This is a genomic window from Pseudomonas sp. DR48, from assembly GCF_019823085.1.
Lineage (GTDB): Bacteria > Pseudomonadota > Gammaproteobacteria > Pseudomonadales > Pseudomonadaceae > Aquipseudomonas.
This window is the reverse complement of sequence record NZ_CP081946.1, coordinates 5,623,733-5,646,694: the sequence shown is the minus strand read 5'-3', so window position 1 is coordinate 5,646,694 and position 22,962 is coordinate 5,623,733. Positions and strand designations below refer to the sequence as shown.

General features: G+C 52.9%; 20 protein-coding genes and 2 pseudogenes. 7 read left to right on the top strand and 15 right to left on the bottom strand.

Annotated features, from left to right (window positions below; all coding sequences use genetic code 11):
* Window positions 1–104 precede the first annotated feature (104 nt).
* From K5K95_RS25505 to K5K95_RS25495, 3 genes are all read right to left on the bottom strand, one after another.
* Window positions 105–1,724, bottom strand: coding sequence for a bifunctional 3-(3-hydroxy-phenyl)propionate/3-hydroxycinnamic acid hydroxylase (locus K5K95_RS25505; protein ID WP_222586667.1), 1,620 nt, complete (start codon window positions 1,722–1,724; stop codon window positions 105–107).
* Between the two features lie 114 nt (window positions 1,725–1,838).
* Window positions 1,839–2,771 carry a VOC family protein gene (locus K5K95_RS25500; RefSeq protein ID WP_261398069.1) on the bottom strand — a complete coding sequence of 311 codons (933 nt, stop codon included), beginning with the start codon at window positions 2,769–2,771 and terminating at the stop codon, window positions 1,839–1,841.
* A 64-nt stretch (window positions 2,772–2,835) separates the two neighbouring features.
* Window positions 2,836–3,669 (bottom strand): fumarylacetoacetate hydrolase family protein, encoded by an 834-nt coding sequence (locus K5K95_RS25495; protein WP_222586666.1) that lies wholly within the window; start codon window positions 3,667–3,669, stop codon window positions 2,836–2,838.
* A gap of 176 nt (window positions 3,670–3,845) precedes the next feature.
* On the opposite strand from K5K95_RS25495, the gene K5K95_RS25490 reads away from it, so the two are divergent.
* Entirely contained in the window at window positions 3,846–4,547 is a 702-nt protein-coding gene (locus tag K5K95_RS25490) for an FCD domain-containing protein (RefSeq protein WP_261398067.1), read from the top strand.
* A gap of 102 nt (window positions 4,548–4,649) precedes the next feature.
* On the opposite strand, the gene K5K95_RS25485 is transcribed toward K5K95_RS25490, so the two are convergent.
* Window positions 4,650–5,003, bottom strand: coding sequence for a hypothetical protein (locus K5K95_RS25485; protein ID WP_261398066.1), 354 nt, complete (start codon window positions 5,001–5,003; stop codon window positions 4,650–4,652).
* Window positions 5,004–5,171: 168 nt separating this feature from the next.
* Window positions 5,172–5,600, bottom strand: a pseudogene (locus tag K5K95_RS25480) (helix-turn-helix domain-containing protein); the annotation flags it as partial.
* Here K5K95_RS25480 and K5K95_RS33270 point away from each other — a divergent pair.
* Window positions 5,591–5,806: pseudogene (locus K5K95_RS33270) on the top strand (FAD-dependent oxidoreductase); the annotation flags it as partial. The pseudogenes K5K95_RS25480 and K5K95_RS33270 overlap by 10 nt on opposite strands.
* A 312-nt stretch (window positions 5,807–6,118) precedes the next feature.
* The gene (locus K5K95_RS25475) at window positions 6,119–6,481 is read left to right on the top strand and encodes a histone-like nucleoid-structuring protein, MvaT/MvaU family (RefSeq protein WP_222586665.1); all 363 of its coding nucleotides are present in this window, start codon (window positions 6,119–6,121) and stop codon (window positions 6,479–6,481) included.
* 658 nt (window positions 6,482–7,139) lie between these two features.
* Here K5K95_RS25475 and K5K95_RS25470 read toward each other — a convergent pair.
* Both K5K95_RS25470 and K5K95_RS25465 read right to left on the bottom strand, forming a co-directional pair.
* On the bottom strand, window positions 7,140–7,622 hold the full coding sequence (locus tag K5K95_RS25470; RefSeq protein WP_261398062.1) for a flavin reductase family protein: 483 nt from the start codon (window positions 7,620–7,622) through the stop codon (window positions 7,140–7,142).
* 58 nt (window positions 7,623–7,680) lie between these two features.
* Window positions 7,681–8,898 carry an acyl-CoA dehydrogenase family protein gene (locus tag K5K95_RS25465; RefSeq protein WP_222586664.1) on the bottom strand — a complete coding sequence of 406 codons (1,218 nt, stop codon included), beginning with the start codon at window positions 8,896–8,898 and terminating at the stop codon, window positions 7,681–7,683.
* Between the two features lie 188 nt (window positions 8,899–9,086).
* Here K5K95_RS25465 and K5K95_RS25460 point away from each other — a divergent pair, with 188 nt between their 5' ends.
* Window positions 9,087–9,773: a TetR/AcrR family transcriptional regulator gene (locus tag K5K95_RS25460; RefSeq protein ID WP_222586663.1), complete on the top strand. Its 687-nt coding sequence runs from the start codon at window positions 9,087–9,089 to the stop codon at window positions 9,771–9,773.
* A 104-nt stretch (window positions 9,774–9,877) separates the two neighbouring features.
* On the opposite strand, the gene K5K95_RS25455 is transcribed toward K5K95_RS25460, so the two are convergent.
* The 4 genes from K5K95_RS25455 to K5K95_RS25440 form a co-directional block, all read right to left on the bottom strand.
* A complete protein-coding gene (locus tag K5K95_RS25455; protein ID WP_222586662.1) occupies window positions 9,878–10,651 on the bottom strand; it encodes an ABC transporter ATP-binding protein in 774 nt (257 codons plus the stop codon).
* 32 nt (window positions 10,652–10,683) lie between these two features.
* Entirely contained in the window at window positions 10,684–12,294 is a 1,611-nt protein-coding gene (locus tag K5K95_RS25450) for a methyl-accepting chemotaxis protein (protein WP_222590421.1), read from the bottom strand.
* 293 nt (window positions 12,295–12,587) lie between these two features.
* The gene (locus K5K95_RS25445) at window positions 12,588–13,832 is read right to left on the bottom strand and encodes an MFS transporter (RefSeq protein WP_222586661.1); all 1,245 of its coding nucleotides are present in this window, start codon (window positions 13,830–13,832) and stop codon (window positions 12,588–12,590) included.
* A gap of 708 nt (window positions 13,833–14,540) precedes the next feature.
* The gene (locus K5K95_RS25440) at window positions 14,541–15,560 is read right to left on the bottom strand and encodes a site-specific integrase (RefSeq protein WP_222586660.1); all 1,020 of its coding nucleotides are present in this window, start codon (window positions 15,558–15,560) and stop codon (window positions 14,541–14,543) included.
* A 176-nt stretch (window positions 15,561–15,736) separates the two neighbouring features.
* Here K5K95_RS25440 and K5K95_RS33265 point away from each other — a divergent pair, with 176 nt between their 5' ends.
* Together K5K95_RS33265 and K5K95_RS25435 are read left to right on the top strand one after the other, a co-directional pair.
* Window positions 15,737–15,964: a DNA-binding protein gene (locus K5K95_RS33265; protein ID WP_261398059.1), complete on the top strand. Its 228-nt coding sequence runs from the start codon at window positions 15,737–15,739 to the stop codon at window positions 15,962–15,964.
* A 5-nt stretch (window positions 15,965–15,969) separates the two neighbouring features.
* Window positions 15,970–16,743: an integrase gene (locus tag K5K95_RS25435; RefSeq protein ID WP_261398057.1), complete on the top strand. Its 774-nt coding sequence runs from the start codon at window positions 15,970–15,972 to the stop codon at window positions 16,741–16,743.
* A gap of 483 nt (window positions 16,744–17,226) precedes the next feature.
* Here the strand turns inward: K5K95_RS25435 and K5K95_RS25430 are convergent, their stop codons facing one another.
* The 3 genes from K5K95_RS25430 to K5K95_RS25420 form a co-directional block, all read right to left on the bottom strand.
* The gene (locus K5K95_RS25430) at window positions 17,227–17,559 is read right to left on the bottom strand and encodes a hypothetical protein (protein ID WP_074876652.1); all 333 of its coding nucleotides are present in this window, start codon (window positions 17,557–17,559) and stop codon (window positions 17,227–17,229) included.
* A 356-nt stretch (window positions 17,560–17,915) separates the two neighbouring features.
* Entirely contained in the window at window positions 17,916–18,128 is a 213-nt protein-coding gene (locus K5K95_RS25425; RefSeq protein WP_222586659.1) for a hypothetical protein, read from the bottom strand.
* A gap of 25 nt (window positions 18,129–18,153) precedes the next feature.
* A complete protein-coding gene (locus tag K5K95_RS25420; RefSeq protein ID WP_222586658.1) occupies window positions 18,154–18,846 on the bottom strand; it encodes a hypothetical protein in 693 nt (230 codons plus the stop codon).
* A 483-nt stretch (window positions 18,847–19,329) separates the two neighbouring features.
* On the opposite strand from K5K95_RS25420, the gene K5K95_RS25415 reads away from it, so the two are divergent.
* Window positions 19,330–20,625 carry a S8 family serine peptidase gene (locus K5K95_RS25415; protein WP_222586657.1) on the top strand — a complete coding sequence of 432 codons (1,296 nt, stop codon included), beginning with the start codon at window positions 19,330–19,332 and terminating at the stop codon, window positions 20,623–20,625.
* Window positions 20,626–21,665: 1,040 nt separating this feature from the next.
* Here K5K95_RS25415 and K5K95_RS25410 read toward each other — a convergent pair.
* Window positions 21,666–22,463: a TRADD-N-associated membrane domain-containing protein gene (locus tag K5K95_RS25410; RefSeq protein ID WP_222586656.1), complete on the bottom strand. Its 798-nt coding sequence runs from the start codon at window positions 22,461–22,463 to the stop codon at window positions 21,666–21,668.
* Window positions 22,464–22,962 lie beyond the last annotated feature (499 nt).

Sequence of the window (22,962 nt, the reverse complement as noted above, 5' to 3'; positions counted from 1 at the left end):
CTTTATTGTTATTGTTTTTAATCGTTCAGCGCATTGGCTGATTGGTCATAGAGCTCGTACGTTGAAATTAGATTCGGGGCGTCCTTGCCCGCGGGTCATAAGTGTTACGCGTGACACGTCACCTCGCTAATAATTGCGTTGCTGGGGCGGGTAACGTTCTGCAGTTGTTCGCGTAGCGAATCCAGTAGGTCAGGAAGTGAAGATAACTTCGCCACGCCACCGAAGCAGTAAAAGTCCGGTCGGACGACGACAGCTTGCAGGCCAGCTTCGGTCATGAATTGCAGGTACTTGCCTGAAACGTCGCGATAGATGCCCTTGGCACTGTCAGCCGTTTTGTCGAGTCGGACAACCTTAAGGTTGTAGTCACGAATGAAACTCAGTTGTTCAGGCGCGAGTGATATCAGAGGATCCTGGCCTCCTCGGACAAGCAGGTGGAAGCCGCCTCCGATAACTTCGTCATAACGGCTGACCTTGCCACCGATTTCGATCGAGCCGTGCACCCCAAGAATGCCGCGCAATTGGCCATCCTTTTGTAATAGACCATCGGTTAATCCCGGAAACGGAGGCAGCGGTGCGACATTGCCACTCAAGTACGCCTCATCGCGTTCAGCTGCTTTGACGGGGTCAGACACACAGACGACTTTGCCCATCGCCATAGAGGCTTCGATCACGGCGCGAATTTGTGGTTTACGCTCCAGCGTATAGCTGTCCAGCAGGCTATCGTCCGCCAGGCCACGCAATAGCAGGTCCAGGCGCCAGGAGAGGTTCCATGCATCACGGATTCCCGAGCACATACCTTGGCCCATGAAGGGTGGCATGACGTGGGCAGCATCACCGGCCAACATCACCCGGCCACTGTGCCAGTTCGAGGCGATGCGTGAGCGGAACTGATAGACCGCGTGGCGGACCAGGTCCGCGGTGTCGGGCGTCACCCAGCGCGACAGCAGCGACCAGACCTTGTTGGTGTCTTGCAGGTCTTCGATGCTTTCGTGTGGCAGGCGCATGAACTCCCAACGGCGATAGCCGGGCCCGCCTGGAACCATGGTCGTCGGCCGTGCGGGATTGCACCACTGGCCGATATCGGGCACATCCAGTTCCACACCAGGCTTGGGTTTCAAATCCACCACCAGCCAATCTTCCTGAAAGCCTAAGTCTTGCCATTCAATGCCCAATGCCTGGCGTACGAAGCTGTTCGCGCCGTCGGCGCCCACCACATAGCGAGCACGAACAGTTTGCTGTTTGTCGCCGAGCGAGAAATGGCCGCCTTCGCGAATGATCTGATTGAGGACCATGTCACAGCCCGTGGCATCTTGCGTGAGCGCCGTCGCTTCCCAGCCTTGGTGGACTTGCACGTTGGAGATAGTTTTGGCTTTACGATCCAGTTCAGCTTCAAGCGCCGGCTGGTTGAACAGGTAGCCGAACGGCCCATCGCTGATCGACTCCGCAGACCAATCAATCTCGACCAGAACCTTCCAGTCGGCGTTGAACCACTGGTAACGCGCTGACGGCTGGGAGATTTTTTCCAGCTCATCAGCTAGGCCCATGGCGAGGAATATTCGACGGATCTCATGATCGTAGAACACTGCTCGTGGAAGAGGGTAAAGCGCGGGCCAGCGCTCGAATACGGCAACTGAATAACCCATTTGACCCAACAGTATGGCCAGGGTCTGGCCCACGGGGCCGTAACCGGCAATGGCGACATCGACTGTGGTGTGCTGATTCATGTTCTTTGCCTCATGTACTTCGCAATGATTTCCGGTCATGGCCGGACCTGTTGCACGATGAAAAGACTCGTGCAATTGAGGGATTTCAGGCACGTTGGGGCGGGGGTGAGCGCCTCAAACGGGGGCAGGGAGTTCCGCTTCCGTATTGAAAATGAAGTTGTCCGGCACTGCTGGCCCCCACAGGTACAGGGAGTTTTCCGGCGGGTAATCTCCGGCAGGCCAATCAACACCTTCGGAGATGTAGTCCATGTCTGCCGAGTATTCGCAGAAAGAGCCCCAGGGATCCTGCACGTAATGGAAATAATTCGAGCCCAGGCAATGGCGGCCTGTCCCCCAACCTTTCACGTGTCCGGCGGCAGCCATTTGGGAAGCACCGGCACCGACTTCATCGATGCTGTCGACTTCCCACGCAGCATGATGCCAACCCTTTGCGCTGCTTTTGGCGAAGGCGACCAAATGATGGTCGCACCCATGAGAGGCGTGGCTGAAGGCGATGATATCCATTGATTTGTCCGACAGCTTCAGGCCCAGGGCTTCTTTGTAGAAATGCAGGGCCGCAAGTACGTCCGGCGTGAACAGCAGAACATGGGACAGGCGGCGAGGGCGAATCAGCTTCAGCGCATCGCGGGTGGTCGCACCGCGGCTGTCAGGTGGTGTGCCACCGATAGTGGGGGAGGTTTTCTGATTGGGCATGGTTTTTTCGCCGACCTTTACGTTCAGCAGATTACCGTCCGGGTCGCGAAACCAGATTCCCGGCTCTTGATGGCTCTCAAAGCGTCCGCCGACGGCTTTGATCTGTTGGTGTAACGCGGCGTAATCCTGCTCGTAACAATTGAAGCTCAGGTAAGCGAGGGACTTGGACGTGGCGGGAAAAATTTTCGCCCAGATATGGCCGTCGGCTGCCCGTAAGACGAGCTGATCTGGCTCACGCTCAACATCAAGGCCGAAACTTTCGAAGAACTGACAGGCTTCATCCAGCGATGGAACGTTCAGCGCGTAATGATCGATTGAATGCACACCATGGGACACGCTCATGATTGCCTCCATTTAATTATTCTTATTGTGAGGTGCATGGCGGTGTTCGCCCTGCACCGAGTTCGAATCGATGTAATCAGGCTTCGTCTACGACTGGATTCACCAGTTTGCCGATGCCTTCGATCGACACTTCCACCACATCGCCTGCTTTCAGGTAGACCTTCGGATTCATGCCAAAACCGACGCCTGCCGGAGTGCCGCTGACAATCACATCGCCTGCTTCCAGTGTCACGGCCTCGCTCAGCGTAGAGATGATCGTCGCGACGTCGAACAGCATGTCGTTGGTGTTGGCGGACTGGACGACTTTGCCGTTCACACGTGTTTCCAGGAGCAGGCCTTTGCCGCCTGCTGGCAACTCATCTGCGGTCACCAGTATCGGCCCGAATGCGCCGGTGTCGTCAAAGTTTTTACCAACGGTCCACTGGGGCGAAATGAATTGGTAATCGCGCACCGAGCCTTCGTTGAACAGTGCATATCCGGCGACATGCTTGAGCGCCTCGTCTTTTTTGATATGGCGACCACCGCTTTTCAAGACCACTGCCATCTCACCTTCATAGTCGAGGGTGTCGGAAGCGCGTGGGCGAACCAGCGGCTTGTTGTGAGCTGTCAGGCTCGAGTTCCAGCGAGGGAACAGGGTTGGGTAGGTCGGTTGAGCGTAAGGCGACTCTTTGGTGTGATCGGCGTAATTCAAACCAACGCAAATGATCTTGGTCGGGCACTGCATCAATGGCAGATAGGCGTTTTCCGCGATCTCGACCAGCGCGCCGTTGGCGCCTTCGGCATGGGTGCTCAGGTCGACACCGCGAGCCAGCAGCGACTCAAGAGATTCGGCACCTAGCACGCGAACGCCTTCGGCAGTGACGACGCCCAAGACGGGTTGACCTTGATTGAGGAAGCGGACGTAACGCATGGCTTGTTTCTCTTGTTGGTTTGGGATGCGTCGGTTGTGAGGAGCAGTACCGACGGTGTGAGAACAAGCTAGAATGAATAAAATATAACGTCAATTAAAAAATATATTTTTTATCGAATGTGAGAAATTATTCGATGTGTGTATGATTTGAGGACGAACGAAAAATGGAGTTGACCGTGAATTTCCCCTTGATCCCGTGGCAATCCGTCGACACCGCCGAGAAGCGGACCATGGCGTCGCAGCTCGAAACTAAAATTCGCCAAGACATCATCAATGGCCATTTGGCGCCAGGCAGCCGCTTGCGCCTTAAGGAATTGGCAGAAGCCTATGAGGTGGGAGTGATTCCGCTGCGCGAGGCGTTATCGCGCTTGGCCAACAGTGGATTCGTTTCGGCAGCAGATCAAAAAGGTTTCAGTGTTGGTCGTATCTCGGCATCGGAGATCGCCGACATTACGGCCGCACGCTTACATATTGAGTGCAAGGCTTTGGCCGATTCGATCGATAAGGGTGATGTGGAGTGGGAGAGTCGTGTGCTGGCCGCCCATCACCGACTGGATCGCCTAACCATCGTCGAAGGGCCTGAACGTCTACTGAAACCTGAGTGGGAAAATGCCCATGAAGTCTTTCATCAGGCGTTGATTTCCAGCTGCAATTCTCCGACGTTGCTACGACTATGTGCAGCCTTGCGGGACCAGACGGCGCGCTATCGTTTTCTGTCGATGCATTACGCTGAAAGTTCCGTGCGAGACGTTCCGCTCGAACATCGACAGTTGATGGATGCAGCCCTGGCTAAGGACGCCGAAAAGGCCTGCGAACTGCTATCGAAACATTACCAAGCGACGACTGACTCGGTGCTGAAGCACAGTTTGTTGACATAACCGTTCGTATCTGTGGCTTGAGCGGCGAGTCACCCGCTTCACGGATAAATCACCGCCACATCAACAGTTTCTGTCACGCTTTCATCGCCCTTGGCGTATTGCCTATTCGGGCTGCGCCACGAGACGAGAGCCTTTATGAGTGACCTGCTGGCCTACTGTGAAGCGAGAATTGGGGGAGCGCACGGTATTGCGGTCCCCTTGGCTGTTTTCTACTTCATAGGCAGTGCCGCTCAGGCCTGATGCTTTCTGTACCGAACTCCCCAGCCAGAAGCCGGCACCAGCACCGGCAATCGCCCCCAACGGGCCGCCTGTAGCGGCACCGACCATCATGCCTGTCAGTGCGCCGTAACCTTTGCCAGCAGTGGTTTCGCGCACTTCTCGAATAACTTGATCCGCCATGCTGAAGGTAGGAAGAAGAAAGCAAAAAGAGAGGCAAAGAGAGATGGGATTTCGCATGTTGATTCCTATAGGCCAGTATTTGACGCTTAGGATGTCTCATAAACCATGCCAACTATAAAAGCCTTAATATTCAAAATGTTAGGATTTCAATAGTCAATATGACCCCAATTCTTGATAGTCATTAGGACTATGAATTGAAGTCAATATGACACCACTCTACATACCTCAACTGATATCCAGGCGTTTAAGTCGAGATGCCAATGTCGTGGGTTTGAGGCCCAGCAGTTCGGCTGCGCCACCTTTGCCAAACAGTTTGCCGTCAGCTGCCTTGAGCGCGGCCTGCATTTTGTTGCGCTCCAACTCGCGAATCTGCGCGTCGGTCATGATCGCGGACGAAGGGGAAGGCTGGTGGATGACGGTGGTCTTAGGTTCGTCGGGCAGGTCGAGGTTCAGGTCGGCACCGTTCGAAGTGATCAGTGCGCGTTCGATTACGTTTTGCAGTTCGCGGATATTTCCCGGCCAGGAGTAGCTCTGCAAACGCTCGATATCGCTATTACGCAGGCGCCGCCCGGGCATGTTCAGACGCTTGCCGGTCTGTTTGAGGAAGTGCGCCGCCAGAGGCGCGATATCCATCGGACGTTCACGAAGCGCCGGTCTTCAACGGTCGCGGTCATCCTGGCCACCAACGTGGGGTGACGACACAGCCTGGTTTGTACTTCCTTGGCTTGCCATGGTTGTACGCATGGGGATCGGGGAGTTTTTCGGGGGTGGCGCAGGATGCGCGGTACCTGGTGGACCATATAAGCGCTCTGCAACGCGAGACTCTGGTCCAGGCAAGACGAGCTATTACAAATCGATAGTTAACAGAGGCTCTGAAACAAGGTTAGAACCACCGCTCCGAGCCCGCGTATCGTTTCGGCAAATGGCGGCAGCCATTCACCGTTAGACGAAAGTGTTTCGTTGAACAGAAGTAGCTAAGTTGCCCCAATATGAGCAATTAAAAAAATTAAGCTGGCAGGTCTCATATTTTGAGCGAGCTTATCGGAAGAGCTTCTGTCAATGTATTGGGCGCCAAGGATGCAAGGCTAGGCGGTAGTTTGAGATGTCCGCCCAGGAAGTGCAGTCTGAAAGCGTTCTATCTTTAGTCACTGAAAACCGGTTAGGAGCTACCAATGTCACGTCTTGCTGAATTCCGCAAACTCGAACAACAACTCGCATCACAGCTTGCGGATCTCGAAGCTATGAAGGGGGATGCAGGTCTCAAGAAAGAAATTGAGTTTGAAAGCAAACTACGTGCATTGCTGGCCGAGTATGGTTTTAGCTTGCCAAACGTCATCGATCTTTTAGATCCGCACTCCGGTCGGCGCTCACCTGTCGCAGCGTCAAAAGGGGTGAGAAAGGCCCGCAGCGTGAAGATCTACAAGAACCCGAAAACGGGTGAGTTGATCGAGACTAAAGGTGGTAATCATCGCCAGTTGAAAGAATGGAAGACTGAATTTGGCGCCGATGTTGTCGAATCGTGGCGTACTCAGTAACCCACGTTTTGCTAAAAAAGGGTCCCGCGCGGACCCTTTTTTGTTGGTGCGCGCGTGTAAAAGCAGGTAAAAAATCTGCAAACTCCGGCGAACTGTTTCATGAGTTTTTGTTCAGAGATGATGCGCGATTGACAGCCTATCTTGCGCAGCGTTGATGCCGAAAACGGCCTGACCCGCGCGAATCGATCATCTTACGGCTTGGGCGCTGCAGTCTGGTCTGCTGAAGCTGTTCGGGCGCGAGCGTAGGCAGGGTGCAGGCAGTCAGGTACGGTCGCGAAATTAATCAACACTTGAAGTTCGCCCCCATACTCCTTTAGCCGGAGCGAACAGGCAGGAATCGGCGTGGGGGCGAGCCGGGGTAAGCCATTGAGGTGATGGCCAAGCCCCATAGCAAACCGGACGGTGTTTTTGATAAACAGGTGCAATTTCTTTAGCCGACGCCGGCTTCTGAAATCCCCCAGTGCTGCTTTTGTTTCGTTCACAGCTGTGTTGAGCTAAGAGGCTATTGCTCGTCAGAAACACCTTGGGCGCTATAACCGGCAGCCTTTAGCGCTGAACCTCTAACCACTCGATCGGTAAGCGCCTGTTCGTAGACACGTCATTGATTAGCCCCCCTATACCAGACCTCACGGTGTTTTGAATACACACTCTCTGATTTTCATGCCGCGTTCAATTTTCCGTATTTTCCAGAAAAGAAAAGTAACGGCCGCGCTTGTTCTGCTTCAACAAGTTCGACCACTTCAGCGATGTACAGTTGGTGATCGCCGGCCGCATGGATTTGGACTACCCGAGCAACAATGTGGGCGAGGCTGCCCTCGATGATTGGAACGCCTTGAACTTTGTTCATGACCACGTCCAAGCCTTCAACGGTGCGCCCGGCGAAGTGACCGCTAAGGTGCTCCTGTTGTTCAGTAAGGAAATTCACCCCATAACAGTCGCCTTGCTTGATGTGTTTACAAAATCGTGACTCGTTTTTGATAGATACCAGGATCAGTTGTGGCTCAAGTGACACCGACAAAAACGCGTTGGCCGTCATACCCGCCGGATGGTTTTCTCGTTCGTAGGTCACCACTGTTACACCTGTGGCAAAGCGACCCATTACACGGCGAAACTTCTCGGCATCATGCTGTGCATTATTCATAGTGATACTCCATTCGGTCGCCGCGGCCAGTGGGTTACGCGGCTACCAGATCGCACATTTACACCAGGGGGGTATTGGCTTCTTTGCCGCAAAGGATTCGCCCAAACAACTCGAGATTGGTGGAGGTACACACCACCCCGTGCAAATTAGCGACTCTTGCGTCACGCCACAGCCGGTTGAAAGAGTTGGAACTACCCGCCAGAGAGCCGCCACTGGCCGTAGCCAGAAGATCAACACCTTCCCAAATCAGCTGGCTGGCATAACCGGTGTCGCGGCGAATTCGCGCGCGGGTTTTCCGGTCCATCACTGATCCACTGGCGGCACAAGCATCGATTTCGTCCACGCAGCGCTCAACCACCAGGCGAGCCGCATCGAGCTTGGCTGAGGCCTCACCCACCTGCAGGTGGGTGACTGCCGCCTCGTCCTGTTGGTTGTACCAGGTGTACTGGATGCCACGACCGGGTAGTTTGGCGAGAAAGGTTTCCAATGCCGCCTTGGCAATGCCCAGAGCCGGGAATACCAAGATGATTGCCAATAGCGGGATAAATGCGCCGCGATAAAGCGCTTCACCTTGCAAATGTGTAGACGCGTACTCGCCGGCGATGGCCTTGGACACCGAGGCGATGCGTTCATTGGGTACGAACAGATTTTTTACCGATACCGAAGTGCTGCCGCTTCCTCGCAGTGCCATGGTGTCCCAGTCGTGAAGCAGAGTGATGTCCTGCGTCGAGACAAGCGCCAGGCCCTGATCGACGGTTTCACCTTGTTCGTTGACGATTGGAATCCCAAGCAGGTCCCACTGCGCGTGGTAAACGCCGCTGTTGAATCCCCACAAGCCTTCCTCAATGAGAATGCCGCCGGGTTGGCGTTTGACCTTGGCTTTGCGTGGAGACAGCACACCGCTGCTTCGTACCTTGCCTCCGCTGGCGAAGATGGGGTCGCTGACCGCTTTGGGATACAGCGCAGCGAGCATCCAGTTACAAATATTGATCAGTGCGCAAGTCCAGCCAGCCGATGCATCGCCACGGCCAATCTCGCTGATCACTTCCATGTAAGTTCTGATGCTGGTTTGCAGGCCGCCATACTGGTGCGGGATCATCAGGTCGAAAGCTCCTATGGCGTCGAGCTCAGCCACAGTGCTTTCAGGCAGACGGGCCAGTTCATCGACCTCACGTGTGCGCAAGCGCAAGGTCTCGACCAAGCCGCTGGCTGCGGCAACAAGGTCGCTACTATCAGATTGGGCATCAATATTTGCGTTACGGATGATGGAGTTCATAGCTTTTCCTATTATTGGCATTATTTGGAGGAGCCTGTGTCACAATAGTGACGAATCCGTCACGGTGACGAATTTGATACTAATTAAATATATTTTTACATTCAAGATATATATTATTTATAGAAGGCGGCATTTGGATGCAAAAAGGAATAATGGGAGCGGACCGACCAGCCTTGGAGGGGGGGGCTATGGAGGCACCTCAGGATCACCGCAGCGTGACTGCTCGACGCAAGCGCGAAGCGATGCGCGCCCGAATACTGACGGCGGCTATGGACTTGCTGGCAGACCCTTCAAAGGTTTCGGTGAGCATCGAGGATGTGGCTCGGGTCGCGCAGATTTCCAGAGGAGCGTTCTATAAGCATTTTGCTTCATTGGATGAGGCATTAGCTGCCATAGGCCAGGAAGCCACTGATGGCATGACCCTGCATATTTTGCCCATCTATGACGTGCTGACTCACCCGTTGGAGCGCATCAGCACGGCAATGCGGTTTTTTCTGCTCCGTGCGCACACCGACCGTCGCTGGGCGGCATTTTTTCTCAGGGCGGAGCTGGTGTCGCATCAGTCAATCTTGCTGGAGTATGTATTCAGCGATCTGGAGGCGGGGCGGCGCGCAGGTTTGCTCGACATACCTTCGATGCAAGCAGGCGTTGATGCGCTGATTGGCGCTACGCTGGAAGGGGTCCGCAGTATGACTCAACGCGAAGTGGACGACTCGCAAGCCTATATTGACGCGGTGATTTTGATGGTATTGCGTGGTTTTGGTGTGGCCACCCCCCAGGCTCATGATGCCGTGGCGTTTTCCAGAGCCTATCTGCAGGAGGGAGTGGCATTCGCCTCGGCCCACCAGCGAGCCACCAAAGTAAATGACCTTTGAAGGCTGCCGTTTGGCGTCGATGATCAGTCTGCGGTAAGCGCGATTATGGGACTCGCTTATCAAGACACGTTAGCGTAGAGCGAGCGTTGATTTGAACCGCAACTTCAGTCGTGCCAGCAGCGATACCAACCGTTTTTTTCGGTGATATTCAGTTTGGTTTGATACAGTTCCGACAAATTTTTGCTGGTTAAAATGTCGGCCTTTAGTCCATCAGCAATAACGCGTCCTTGGTTGATCAGGATCACGCGGTCAATGTCAGGAATCACCTCGTCAAGGCGGTGAGTGGTGACGATCAATGCCCGGCCTTCACCGCAAAAACTGCGCAACAGCGCCAGCATGGTCTGGCTGGCGCCCAGGTCCAGGCCATTGGCGGGCTCGTCAAAAATCAACGCTTCGGGTTGATGAACCAGCGCTCTGGCCAGGAGGAGTCGTCGCCTCTGACCTGTGGAAAGTCGTTGAAACAGGCACGCATCATCCTGCGCAATCCCGACTTTGCGCATCGTTTCCCTTGCCCGCTCGACTTGAATATCCGTCGCTTGTAGGTGTTCATGAGCACCTATGGCACCGAAAAAACCGGAAACGACTACCTCTAATGCCGTAGTGAAGGGTGTGTAGTTCTCTTGCAGGTCATGCGACACAAAACCGATTTTTTCCCGCAACTGCCAAAGATGAATGGTCTCGCTGCCAAAAAGCTTCAGGTAACTGCCTTCCTGCGCAACGGGGTATAGCTCCCGGTTTATCAGTTTGAGCAAGGTGCTTTTACCTGCGCCATTGGGTCCCAGAATGGCGACGCGTTCGTACGGCCCGATCCTCAACGACAGTCGGTCGAAGACACGGGTCTGCTGTTGGTAAGCGGTGACTTGGCGGAATTCGATCATGAAGGAAAACCTTACGCGAAAATGCCGAATACTTAGAGGCGAAATCTGTTGATGTGCCCGCGCAGGCCCGTGGCCAAGAGCGACAGGTCTTGGCTGGTCGATTGAATTTGCACAGCGCTCGCTGAGGTTTGCACCGAAAGATCACGAACGTTGATCAAGCTCCGGTCAATTTCCCGAGAAACTTGGGCTTGCTGCTCGGACGCACTGGCAATGACGATATTCATCTGGCTGATCGTTTCAACGGCGACAGTCACCTGTTGCAACGCTAAATCTGCTTCTTTAGCAATGGCCAGAGTCGTGTGAACACGATCGGTGCTGAGTTGCATCGATGACAACGTATGTGTTGCCACACTGCGCAACTCTCCGACCATGTGCTCGATCTCGCCCGTCGATTGTTGCGTTCTGAACGCCAATGCCCGCACCTCCTCGGCGACGACGGCGAAACCTCGACCTGCTTCGCCAGCACGGGCGGCTTCAATCGCCGCGTTCAGCGCCAGTAGGTTGGTCTGTTCAGCGATCGACCGTATGACTTCAAGTACTCGGTTGATTCCGGATACGCTGCTTGCAAGTAATTCGACTCGATCAGCGGTAATCAAAATACCCTCAGCTAATACAGAGAGTGAGTCGAGTGTCTCGGCGACGCGGGCTTTCCCAGTTTGTGCCGCCACATCGGTGGTTTGAGAAGCTTGCGCAGTTGCCGAGGCGTTTCTCGCCACTTCATCGACCGCCGCGGTCATTTCATTCACGGCTGTGGCGGCTTGCTCAATTTCTCTGTTTTGCTCCTGGAGTCCACTCGTTGCGGTCGCGATCACTGCATGAAACTGTTGGGAGGACGAAGCCAGCAGGGTGGAAGTGTCTGCTATACGTAGCACGGTGTCGTGAAGATTGCCCTGCATGGCTTTCAGTGCCCGAAGCAGTGCAGCGGGTTCATCTTTGCCGGTATCTTCGATTACTGAGGTTAAATCACCTCGTGCAATGTTCTCCGCTACCTTGAGAGCGTTAAACAATGGCCGATTGATACTTTTCGTGTAGAGCGTTGCCAGAAATACCGTCAGTAGCGTGGACAGCGCCATTGCTGTAATGACTCCTGTCACGACACGATCACGGGTCTGCTGTTCGTTTTCAGCGGCCTCGTGATAATGCTTCAGATAAAAATCCAACAGTTGATCCGAGCTAGCACCCAGTGCCATGGCAAATTTATCGATAGGGCCATTGAGTATTTCGGTAGCCGCTTGCAGCTTACCCTCTGCTGCCAGTCGAATCACTTCAAGCTGTTCGTGGCGAAACGCTTTTGAGGCGAGCAAGTAACGTTCGAAAATGTCTATCTCTGATTGTTGGTGCAGGTTTGCGGCAAAACTTTCTTGCTGATGTTGAACACTGTCGAGTACTTGCATCAGCGCCGTGTGATTGGCAGCCAAGGCGACCGGGTCCCGTAAAACGACCATCCGGAAGGTCATTATTCCAGCGCGATCTTCCCCTTTATTCAACGCTGCAAGCCCTATGATTCCGGGAACCCATATTTCTCTAATGGCTTCGGACTGCAAGCTCAGTTGTTTGACCATACTCAATGAGAACAGGCCAAGCATGAGGACGACCAAGCCGATCGATCCAAAGCCAACAATTGAGCGGGGTGCCAGCTTCATTTTTCTGAAAAACAACGGATTATTCCTCAAGGAAGGGGATCGCCGCATGCGCATGGATGGACACGTGGATTTGGCGCACTGTCATGGCGAACATGAAATGAGGCGGCACCGGCTTGTGGCCGGCCCGTTACCTCCATGCATCGCTCTAGGAATAAATCAGCGCCGGGCGATCGTGGCGCCTGACGCTGGCACGCTCATCATGTGCGTGGCACGGAGGGCTCTCTTACAAACAAGCATTCCATTCCGACGTCCTGTCGCTCTCCGGGTGGAGAGTGAATTCTGTTAAACGCGGCCTATGCCTTCGATACCTGAATCAGCCGCTTTGCGGGTGCTGTTTCATGTAAACAGATCGCGACTAGCAGTCCCGCCGCCAAAGTACCAAGAGCCAGACACATGGTGTTTTCGATCCCATGATGCTGTGCGATATAGCCCGCAATCGCCGGGGCGACACCACCGCCAAAAATCTCACCAATGCCCACCACCAACCCGGTGGCGGTGGACGTCAGCGCGACCGGCACGGATTCACTGGTGAGTGGCCCGACCGTCATGCAGATCATGCTGAAGTTGAAGAAAATCGTCAGAAAGAGTAGCGCGAACAACTTATTCGGTTCGGCACCAGTGCCCATCAGCAACCATAGAAAGGTGCCAGTGGCGATGTACGATATGAGCACCACAGGTTTACGACCAATGCGGTCAGATACGGCCGGCATGATCAACTGCCCTAAAAAACCACCAAGGCCAATGGCAGACATGACCACGCCCATCTGCTGTACTTCAAGGTGCAGATAGTCCATCAGGTAGTTGGGCATCATCACGCTGATGACGAACAGGCAGGTCAGCATGCAGAACATGCCCACGATGTTCAGCAATACGTTTCGAGTACGCAGAGCATCCAGCCAACGCGGGTGAGCCACCAGGGCATTGGTTTCGGTTTTTTCTGAACTGGCGGCACGTGTTTCCCGCAAGTGACGGTACATTGCCAATGCCAGCAAAAAACCTGGCAGCGAGACGATCACAAACACCCAGCGCCACGAAGGGACGACAAGCAGCAATTGGGTGGCGAGAATGGGCGCAAGACCTAAACCGAGGATCGGAAAAAAAGCCTGCTGAATGCCGATGTTCAAACCGCGTCGCTGTGGGTGCGATGACTCTGCGGTCGCCGCCAACGCCGTCGGGGTGAAAGCGCCTTCAGATACGCCCATGATCGCGCGGATCAGCATCAACCCACCGATGCCGGTCGCCAGCCCGGATAGGCCGGCCAGCAGTGAGAACACCAACACTGCTGGTATCAGGACTTTGCGCCGACCTATGCGATCGGAAAGCCGCCCCATGAAAATCGACGAGATTCCCCAGGCCAAGCCCAGTATCGCTGTCACGTTGCCCAGGTCCTGATAGTCAAGCCCCAAGTCTTTCATCATCACCGGGAATAGCGGCAAGATGATGAACCTGTCCAGGCCGACGAGGCCGAAGCCAAAAGCCATCAGAGCAACCGCTTTGAATTCGTAACGCACATCCCACGCTTGTTTATTTTTATACATGGTTGTTACTCGGAATGAGGATTAACGGCCGTATAAACGCCCGATCGCCAAAGCTTTAGAAACACAACAGCGCTCCACTCGGTCGGTCCAACGCTGTACGTGGCTGGAAGGCAAGTTACGCGTTAGGCCGACCAAAGCGCGCCGTTGCCACCAGCCACAGTTTTTTTTGTCGAGAGTCGGAACCGCATCGGAGGGCGGCATCGGCTGCGCGTGTGCAAAGCTAGAGGCAATAAAATATATCGTCAACAGATAATATATATTTGTTGATATTTTATTGATTTCAGCCTTGAGAAAAACCTGAGGCGGCGACAGACATCACTGCAGCTTGCGCTGAGCTCGCCTTTGGTCTGCTTTCATCCGCCGGAGATTTGCCATTGCGGGTGCTCTGCATCAATACGCGAGGTGCGTACGGGTTTGGCTGCCCGGAGAGCAAGTATGCGAGCGCTCTTGCGACGGTGCGTTGGCGACTTGGCAATTATGTGTCAGACCTAGGTGGCCAGGGATGGGGACTGAATTTTTGCGGCTAGCCAGGGCGCGATTCCCCGAGGCGAAAGGCGTTTTGTGGAGCTACTTCCCGTGATCAAGCCATCAAATGGGTATCCATCCAGCGAACCAACGAGGCCAAACCTGGCCCGGCGAGGGGAGGGCGATCAGCTTTCTGGCTGGGGCGTTTAATCGGACAAGCGGAAAGCCAGTGGTTTGCCCCGCTCAGGCTGGAGGCTCCGTGTTGACCTTGACATGCGCGTCGCTGATTGTTTCAGTCAGTGCCAAGGCAGGAAGCTGGGGCTGTGCCGAGGGTGGGGGCGATTGCACCATCGCCAACTCTCCGAAAGAGTCTGCCGTGTCGATATAGCGCATGGCGGACTTCATGTCCTTCCAGCCGACGTACGTCATCAGGGCTTTGATATCCCAGCCATTCGCTGCGGCCCAGGTGGCGAAGCCGCGACGCAGTGAGTGACTGGTGTACAGATCGCCAGACATGCCCGCGCGATTAAAAATTCGTCGCAGCAGTGGAATCAGGCTGTTGGCATTCAAGCCATCCTCCGCCAAGTGCCCCCAACGATCAATCTTTCTGAAGATAGGACCATGGGCGATGCCGGCGACGGTAATCCAGTTCACGTAGGCTTGCACGGGGCAGAGTTTCTTCAGCGCCGGTGTACGGTATGTCGTGCCGCGGTGCTGGCGGTCGCCCTTGCTGTGCGGCAGATAGAAACTGATGCCGACCCCGCTCTGCACTTGGGTGTGTTCCACCCGCAAGCGCGACAACTCATCCCCGCGAAAACCGCGCCAGAACCCAATCAGTACCAAAGCGATGTCACGCCGGCTGCGTAGCAGGGCGGCCAGGTCCTGGCGGGCGACGGCTTGCTCCGCGTCTTGCTCCAGCCCCTGAACGGCTTGTTCCAGGTGCTGCAGGAGCAGGGGGGGCGCCTGCTTTTCCTGAGCGGGATGCAACGTCCGGATACCTTTGATCATCTGCCGCACGGCCGGTGTCTTGGTCGGATCGGGAAAGCCCTGGGTGAGGTGCCACTGGGCGAGGGCGGCCAGGCGCTGCTTCAGCGTGCTGATGGCGTGCTGGTCGGCGTACTCAGCCAGGTACCGCACGATGCCGTCCCCAGTCGCCGGGAGAAACCCACCCCAGGTCACTTCGAAGTGCTCCACCGCGGCGCGGTAGCTGCGCCGGGTGTTGTCCCCGGTGCCGGCCTGCAGGTAGCGATCCGCCTTGTTCATGTCAGTCCTACGCCAAACGTACTTTTTCAGGGCCAGAAAAGGCAAAAAATCGATCTATGATGCGATAACGCTCCATTATTTTATCAAAGAATCACCCTTATATTGTTCTTTTATAGCAGGAAAGTGATATGTATATACGTGGTATGTAAAACAGTACGAAATCGTAGGAGAGAAAAATGGCACGCGGCGGAATTAACAAGGCGATTGTCCATAAAGCCCGGGAATCGCTGCTTGCTCGGGGAGAGAATCCGAGCATCGACGCCGTGCGCATCGTGCTGGGAAATACCGGCTCAAAAACCACTATTCACCGTTATTTGAAGGAAATAGAAGATTTTGACCCCCGGCCGCGAGCCTCTAGAGAGCGGCTGAGTGATGAATTAACCGAGCTTGTTGCCGGCCTCTAGAGCGAATGACGGAGGAGGGCGGCGAAGCTCTTGCATACGCTCAGGCGCGCTTCGACGAGCAGCGTAGCGAGCTCGAGCAAAAGCTCGACGGCTTGAGTGCCGAACTCACCTCATTGCAGCGTGAAGTGGATAGTCAGAAAGGGGCGTTAGCGCTTCAAGCGGATGAGTTGCAGATTTGTCAGACAAGCCTGCAAGCCGAGCTCACCTGCAATGCTCGCTTGAGCCAAAGCTGTGCTGACCTAGGGGTACGGGTGCATGAGAAAGACGAGCAGATTCGCTCGCTGGAAGAAAAGCACTCGCATGCTCGTGACGCACTTGAGCACTACCGATCGGCCGTAAAGGATCAGCGCGACCAAGAGCAACGTCGTCACGAAGGGCAGGTGCAGCAAGTTCAGGTTGAGCTGCGACAGCTGCAGCAAACGTTGATGCTCAAGCAGGATGAGCTGACTCGACTGAACAGAGATAATGAGCGCCTACTGAGTGAGGCTCGCCAGCAGAGTAAAGTGGTCGCGACGCAGGAAGACGCGGCGCTTCGATTGACCGGTGAGATTACTGCAATGAAGACAGCTGTTGCCAAGGCAGTCGGAGCGAAGGAAGCGTTTCAAGAGCAGCTCGGTACGTCGCGCGCCGAATCTAAGCGACTAGAGGAGGACCTGGCACAGGCAAGCGCGCAATTGGCCGAAGCCCAAAGACTGTCGGAACAATATTCTGCGGAGCTCACTCAGTTGCGGCAAGCCACGGCTCATCCAAACACTGACAATGAAAGCTCCCCACGATAAGGGAAGAGGAGAGCTAACTTGATCAAGTTTGACATGGTGTATAGCATTTTTGTGGCAAGCCCTTCTGACCTCAAACATGCGCATGAGCGCCTGAACCAGATGGTTACCTCGGGCCATTATTCGGGGCCAGTGAAGCGTGCTGGGCGACTGAAGTCTCCAGCGAAGAAGGTGGCGCCCAAAATGGACACGGGGGAGCCTCATGTGTATCAGGGGTGAAGTAACGCCGCTGTGAGCTTCTAGAGATTGTTTTATGTTGCATACCAAAAACACTTCCGCGTTCGCTTGCACAACGCTGTAGCTGTAAACGATCTTCGGATATCAGCGGCGGCAATCGGGGATAAACTGCCGGCATCGACAGACCGTACTAGGTCGATTCCCATCAATGACATCAGGCCTGGATCCCCCATCCTAAAGAGATCGTTCGAGTCATTCGCCAAGTGAAAAGCGTTCCACACCTTGCCCGCAAGCCTTGGGAAAGTTCTCTTACATTGACTTGATCGAAACCACTTCCACAAATCGGAATTTTTTCTTGGCTGCCCTCGTAGCTTCTTGCTCGGCTAAAATGGTACTTAACGTATCGGCCTCATGAACCATCTCGTGCGTCTCGCCTTCAAATTCATTGCCCACTCGAAGCGTGACTCTCAGCCTGGGTGTAAATGTTTTCGCGACTTTCTTTTTCTCGGCCACTTTTGCTGGTTGTCTGATCACGATATCCGAGACGGGCTTCTGCGCTGGGGATTCACTGGATTGCGGAGCTTGCTCGCTACCACCGAACAGCGCGCGGCGCATTTCTTCTTCAGTTAAATCTGGATTCATGCCAATTCTCAAGAGGGGGAGGTTATGAGCAGCGAGTGCATTCTATCAGCATGGCGAGTTTGTCCAGTCGATAGTCCCACCTACTCAGATCCAATTGGGTAATGACACGGACTTGCCCACCCATTTGCATTCGATTTGACCCGTCATTTGCATCGGATTTGACCAGCACAATTCTTGGACATGACCGGCAGAGAACGGCTGAAGCGGACATTCGCAATATAACCCGCCCCTGACTAGCATCCTTACGCAAGCAAGTTTGCGCAATGACCCAAGCAATTTAACGCTCCGTAGTCTGAGCGAATTTAATGGAATGTAGGCAAATCCCCCGTGACAGTGGCCAAAGGGGATCTGGAGGGTCAATCACCGCTATCTGGGGCAAATCGCTTCTTGAGCGCCTCCTTGGCAATCGGACCAAGTGCATCGGTCACAGCCTTGAGTTCTGCCTTACTTCTAGCATCATCCCCTGACAAAGAGCCTGTTTCAGTTATCGCAAACTTCAAGTAAACGTCGGTGCCTTTTGGATAAATAATTGGCTTCGAACCTTGCATGGAGTTATCTGCTTTCGCCATCCCAACGTCTAAGGGACTTCCACTTTCATTTTCCCCATTCTCCTTTACCGCAACCCCCCCCTACTGTTACTGCCTCTCCAGTGCTTTCCTTTAACTCATCACCATCTAGTGAAGCTTGCGCAACCGCAATTGATAGCCCGACCGCCCCCTGCCCTCCACCATCATCTTTGGTCAGCGCAATACTAGTCTTGGATAGTATGAATAATGGGATAACCTGATATGCCTTGCCTCCTTCAAAACTTTTTAAATGAAGAAGAATTACCATCTGGGGATCCGTAAACTCATTCGAAGATTTTTTATATCTAACCAAAGCAACACACTTAGTTGCTTTCACATCTGCAACACTTACCGCCCATGTCGCAGACCAAGTTTTCATTGACTTAGCCTTTATTTCATCTACCTTGCTATTTGCCGCGTTTACTGCAATGTCCCACGCGGCACCACCGATAGCCGCTACCGCTACTCCTGCACCGGCTGCACCTGCATCACTCCCTTTACACAGCCCAACATATTTTTCTGCCCTTCCATCAAACAACCTTGACCAAACACTAGGTTCACCATGGCCTCCATCGCTGAAGGAAGTCAGAGATAGTGGCACAACCGCATTCCATTCACCCTTTGCGTCTGACGGATCAACTTTAGGGGAGAAAATTATCCCCCAAGTGTTACACCCACTTAACATTACCGCCAAAAAACCTAGCACTATTAGATTTCTCATGACGCGGGAGCTCCTTGTTATTTCATTAGACATTTCCTACAAATAGCCATTTGCTATTAGCCAAATTCGGTATAGCTGATGAATTTCAACGTTGCTAGCCAAAGCTAGAAAACAAATCAATGCAGCCATGAAATTGCATGCGACATATTATTATTCGAACCCGGAAGAAAATGCGATTTAAGGCGCTTTTACATCTTCAAAATCAACCGATCCACAGGTCTCCCTGTAATTTCCCTAATGGCACCGTTTCAGTGGCGTCGGCGGCACCTATCGATGGCACGCAGGGATACCCCCGCGCTCCTGGACAAAAGGAGGCAGCTTTACTAATGTCAAGACGCTATCGATCTTAAAAATTAAAACAACACCACGGTTTAGACTCACAGAACCTGCTTGCATCTTTCGTCGCTAGTGTCTAGGCACGCGATCCATAGCATTAGCTATAGCCAACCTTCGCCATCCGCATAACACACTGAGGTATTAGTCATGCCAAGCATAAAATCAGGTGAAATGGACACGACCGGGAGTTTTATCGTTACATTTCGTACGGGAGCTGCCGAAGAAGGTCTTGCATCACTAAAAAAGATGACTGGAATTACAAAGTCAAAGCTTATGTCTAGCTCTGACTTCGGAGTATTAGGTGTCGATTTAGCTCAAACGCCGGAAACTGGGGGAGTTTTATTCCAAAATCTGGGTGTCGCGGTAGTAAATCTAGAGACCGTGAGCGCGATTTCACTGGCTCGAGAGATATCAGGTGGTGGAAGTTCAATTTTAGCAATTGAACCAGAGGGCATAATGCATGCCATCAGCAACTCCTCGATCTCTTCAGAATATCTCCGAGGCTTTAAAGATGCGGCCACTGCTCTATATGAGCAGGCAATTCTTGATGAGTCGAAAAGTATTAATATTGGAGCATTAGAGTTTTATCAAGACACCCCAGCAGTAGCTTGGGGACTATTGGCAACAAAAGCCGGCTTCTCAAGATATTCAGGGTTAGGTATTAAAGTTGCGGTACTAGACACCGGATTAGACCTTTTACATCCAGATTTCTCTGGAAGGAATGTAACGAGCCAGTCGTTTATCACAGGCGTACCTACAGTCCAAGACGGGCATGGTCATGGCACACACTGCGCTGGGACTGCCTGTGGGCCGATGTCTCCTATCCGAGGTGCTCGATATGGCGTAGCTCACGATGCAGAGCTACTCATTGGTAAAGTACTTTCAGATCAAGGTAGCGGCCGCGATAGCGGAATCCTTGCTGCAATTGATTGGGCTATTAGCAATGGTAGTGAAATAATCTCAATGTCTCTAGGAGCTGACATAACGTCAACCTCTACGGCCTATGAGGCCGTAGGGCAGAGAGCACTGGATGCAGGAACTCTAATAGTCGCAGCTGCGGGAAATAATGCAAGACGACAAGTAGGTGAGTTCGGTTTTGTAGGTCGCCCAGCGAATAGCCGAACATTCATGAGTGTCGGTGCCCTGGCGAATCGGCTTCAGACAGCCAATTTTTCTGCAAGGGATACGGTGCTCGCTCCGGGCACGGCCGTTGACATCACAGGCCCCGGCGTTGACATTTACTCGTCTTGGCCATTGCCTGACCAATTCAATGTGATCTCCGGAACCAGTATGGCCACACCACATGTTGCCGGTGTGGCTGCCCTTTGGGCTGAAGCGACAGGAGATCGAGGAGCAACCTTATGGCAGCGAGTGATATCGAACGCAAGGTCTCTTTCTGATCCAGTTATTGATGTCGGCAGAGGATTGGTTCAAGCTCCTTGAACCAATGCTGGTTAGGCTTTGTCAAAAAAGGATCGTGGCGCCTAAAGTCGTTGCGCCACGACACTTGTGTGATCATCTTGTACGAGGATCCCCCCATGCCCGCTCCAAGCGTTTCAGACATTGAGGTCATAATAACCATTCAGGACGCGGATAGAGCTCATATTCACAATATTGCCTCCGAGCTAGAGACCGCAGGTTTACACCTTGAGGGTGTATTATCGGGGGTTGGTGTAGTGACCGGGACCATTCAACCCGACCTGCTAGCGAAACTTCATAGTGTTGAGGGAGTGCTTGCAATTGAAAAGTCTGGCTTAGTACAAATATAGCTATTACAACCATACTTATAGCTAAAAATTATACACCTCATTTTTAGCCCGATTCAATTTTTGTACCCAGCTTTAGCACTCGCCAAGGTAGTAGATGCCAGTATGATAAGCTTATTGAAATCAGTATTGGATCGATAATTAATCTTAATGGCTGGCAGCTATAGGTCGGCAGCCTATTGGTATCCCACTTGATGTGCGGATGTGCTGATAGGGATTCGAACCCCTTCTAGCGTACCTGTAGGCCGCTTCTGCCCCGTAAATTCAACGTTTCAGCACCTTCCCGATGGTCCCTTCACACAGGCCCGTCACGGGCACTACCGGTTTTTTGTTTATCATCTTGGGACGTCGACCCTCACCTGTAAAAGGGCAGTAGGCCATTCCCGTTTATGTTAACCCACGGGAAACCGGTCGTTTAGGTAAGTTTTTCTTTCCCCCCTCTGAAAGCCGCGTAAATCAAAACTTGTAAAGGGCGATACAAAGGAAATTCTGTCAAATCCTCAGGCTTTTGGAAGTAATGTCCGTGGGTGGGTCGGTGCAATGATCATCAAAGCAGGCACTCCAGCCTGGGAAATCCCCGCTCAAGTTGGCGCCGGAATTCTTACCGCAGCCCTCTCAAAATATTACGGACTTTGAGTTCCAAGCCGGCATCGATGTCACTATGGGCGCCGGCTGTTTTCGACTCTACGACTTGCGAACGCATATTGGGTATTTCTTCTATTTGGCGTCCGATGATTGAGGAAAAATAACACCCTGCGAACTCCGCTGAAGCAATGTCATGATGATCTGAGCTCGCAATTGCATTTGTCGATCCTCGGGTAAAACCTGCTCACAGAGGCGAACGGAGAGCATCGTATCCTGCATGCGCACTAACTGCATGAAGAAAAAATTTAATTGCTCCAAACTCTTCCGATAAACATAAAAATATGCCGCTCCAATAAATTCAGCAAGCACCCCAGCAACCGAAGAAATCGCAGTCAACTGAAAATTTGGTGTTTCTTTAAAATAGAACAACCATACACCCCCAATAATGGAGACCAGACCTGAAACAATAGCGAAAACACTGAAGCCGAAGCTAGTGCGTGCTTGGCTTTTATTTATAACATAATACTCACTTAATTGATTAAGATTTAACTGTATCGTATCAATTACATCTTCTGACTTTGGAGCTTCCGATAGTCGTTCCTGAATCGTATTGCGTTCTTCTCGTATCCTCTCCAATTCAATATTGAAAATATCTCCCCCCTTGAGTTGAAGGTCGCTATAGGAAATCCAGACTAGAACTGACAACAAACCAAAGCCAACCATAAACCCCAAAGAGGTATTTACTGCGGCCTGATTAAGTTCCGGAGTATCAATAAAAAAATCCGGAACAGCAAACAATAATAAGACACGAACCACAGCACCTACGATAGCACCACTGAGTGAAATTATGAGCACCAAAGCTCGAGCTTTGGGACTGCGACGCAACGACTCAATGAAAAAATTTAGTATGTCGATTGTGGTTCCAAACATAGTGGGATCGTACCTTCCTGTTCAGGTGAGATGTTCCTACAAGCATGTGGTATCTATCACTAATGCTACGCTGGAGCCATGCTGTATCTCAGTATAGTTCGTGAATCGTTCTGGACGCTCTTTCAGACCACCATATTTTTGGAATGTTTAAAGAGTTACAGATCATCACTCTACCAGGCCCGCATTGTTTCCACTGCTAGCGAAATTCGTCAGAGATCACATTTTTTTGCAGCCATACCGACCATCGCTGTAATCCGACCTTCTTCTCTTTGAAATAATCATATCGGTCGTAATGCTTTGAGCTTACGTCGCTAAATGCATGCCCTTGGATACGGTCCAGCAGCTGCTTGGTTAGACCTGCAACCCCATTAGTGTTTGCATGTATCACTCCCGCCGACAGTGTCTGTCTTGATTGGCTTCCGAAACCGTGTCTCTCCTATAGCCTCAGTCCAGCGGCTTGCCGGCTGGGCTGAGATGTTGCTGGGTCTTTCCGTGCCAC

Bases quoted from the DNA above. Each gene is read 5' to 3' on its own strand.
- K5K95_RS25505 (WP_222586667.1), bottom strand. From the start codon at position 1,724: ATGAATCAGCACACCACAGTCGATGTCGCCATTGCCGGTTACGGCCCC.
- K5K95_RS25500 (WP_261398069.1), bottom strand. From the start codon at position 2,771: ATGGAGGCAATCATGAGCGTGTCCCATGGTGTGCATTCAATCGATCAT.
- K5K95_RS25495 (WP_222586666.1), bottom strand. From the start codon at position 3,669: ATGCGTTACGTCCGCTTCCTCAATCAAGGTCAACCCGTCTTGGGCGTC.
- K5K95_RS25485 (WP_261398066.1), bottom strand. From the start codon at position 5,003: ATGCGAAATCCCATCTCTCTTTGCCTCTCTTTTTGCTTTCTTCTTCCT.
- K5K95_RS25475 (WP_222586665.1), top strand. From the start codon at position 6,119: ATGTCACGTCTTGCTGAATTCCGCAAACTCGAACAACAACTCGCATCA.
- K5K95_RS25470 (WP_261398062.1), bottom strand. From the start codon at position 7,622: ATGAATAATGCACAGCATGATGCCGAGAAGTTTCGCCGTGTAATGGGT.
- K5K95_RS25465 (WP_222586664.1), bottom strand. From the start codon at position 8,898: ATGAACTCCATCATCCGTAACGCAAATATTGATGCCCAATCTGATAGT.
- K5K95_RS25460 (WP_222586663.1), top strand. From the start codon at position 9,087: ATGGAGGCACCTCAGGATCACCGCAGCGTGACTGCTCGACGCAAGCGC.
- K5K95_RS25455 (WP_222586662.1), bottom strand. From the start codon at position 10,651: ATGATCGAATTCCGCCAAGTCACCGCTTACCAACAGCAGACCCGTGTC.
- K5K95_RS25450 (WP_222590421.1), bottom strand. From the start codon at position 12,294: ATGAAGCTGGCACCCCGCTCAATTGTTGGCTTTGGATCGATCGGCTTG.
- K5K95_RS25445 (WP_222586661.1), bottom strand. From the start codon at position 13,832: ATGTATAAAAATAAACAAGCGTGGGATGTGCGTTACGAATTCAAAGCG.
- K5K95_RS25440 (WP_222586660.1), bottom strand. From the start codon at position 15,560: ATGAACAAGGCGGATCGCTACCTGCAGGCCGGCACCGGGGACAACACC.
- K5K95_RS33265 (WP_261398059.1), top strand. From the start codon at position 15,737: ATGGCACGCGGCGGAATTAACAAGGCGATTGTCCATAAAGCCCGGGAA.
- K5K95_RS25435 (WP_261398057.1), top strand. From the start codon at position 15,970: ATGACGGAGGAGGGCGGCGAAGCTCTTGCATACGCTCAGGCGCGCTTC.
- K5K95_RS25430 (WP_074876652.1), bottom strand. From the start codon at position 17,559: ATGAATCCAGATTTAACTGAAGAAGAAATGCGCCGCGCGCTGTTCGGT.
- K5K95_RS25425 (WP_222586659.1), bottom strand. From the start codon at position 18,128: ATGGCGAAAGCAGATAACTCCATGCAAGGTTCGAAGCCAATTATTTAT.
- K5K95_RS25420 (WP_222586658.1), bottom strand. From the start codon at position 18,846: ATGAGAAATCTAATAGTGCTAGGTTTTTTGGCGGTAATGTTAAGTGGG.
- K5K95_RS25415 (WP_222586657.1), top strand. From the start codon at position 19,330: ATGCCAAGCATAAAATCAGGTGAAATGGACACGACCGGGAGTTTTATC.
- K5K95_RS25410 (WP_222586656.1), bottom strand. From the start codon at position 22,463: ATGTTTGGAACCACAATCGACATACTAAATTTTTTCATTGAGTCGTTG.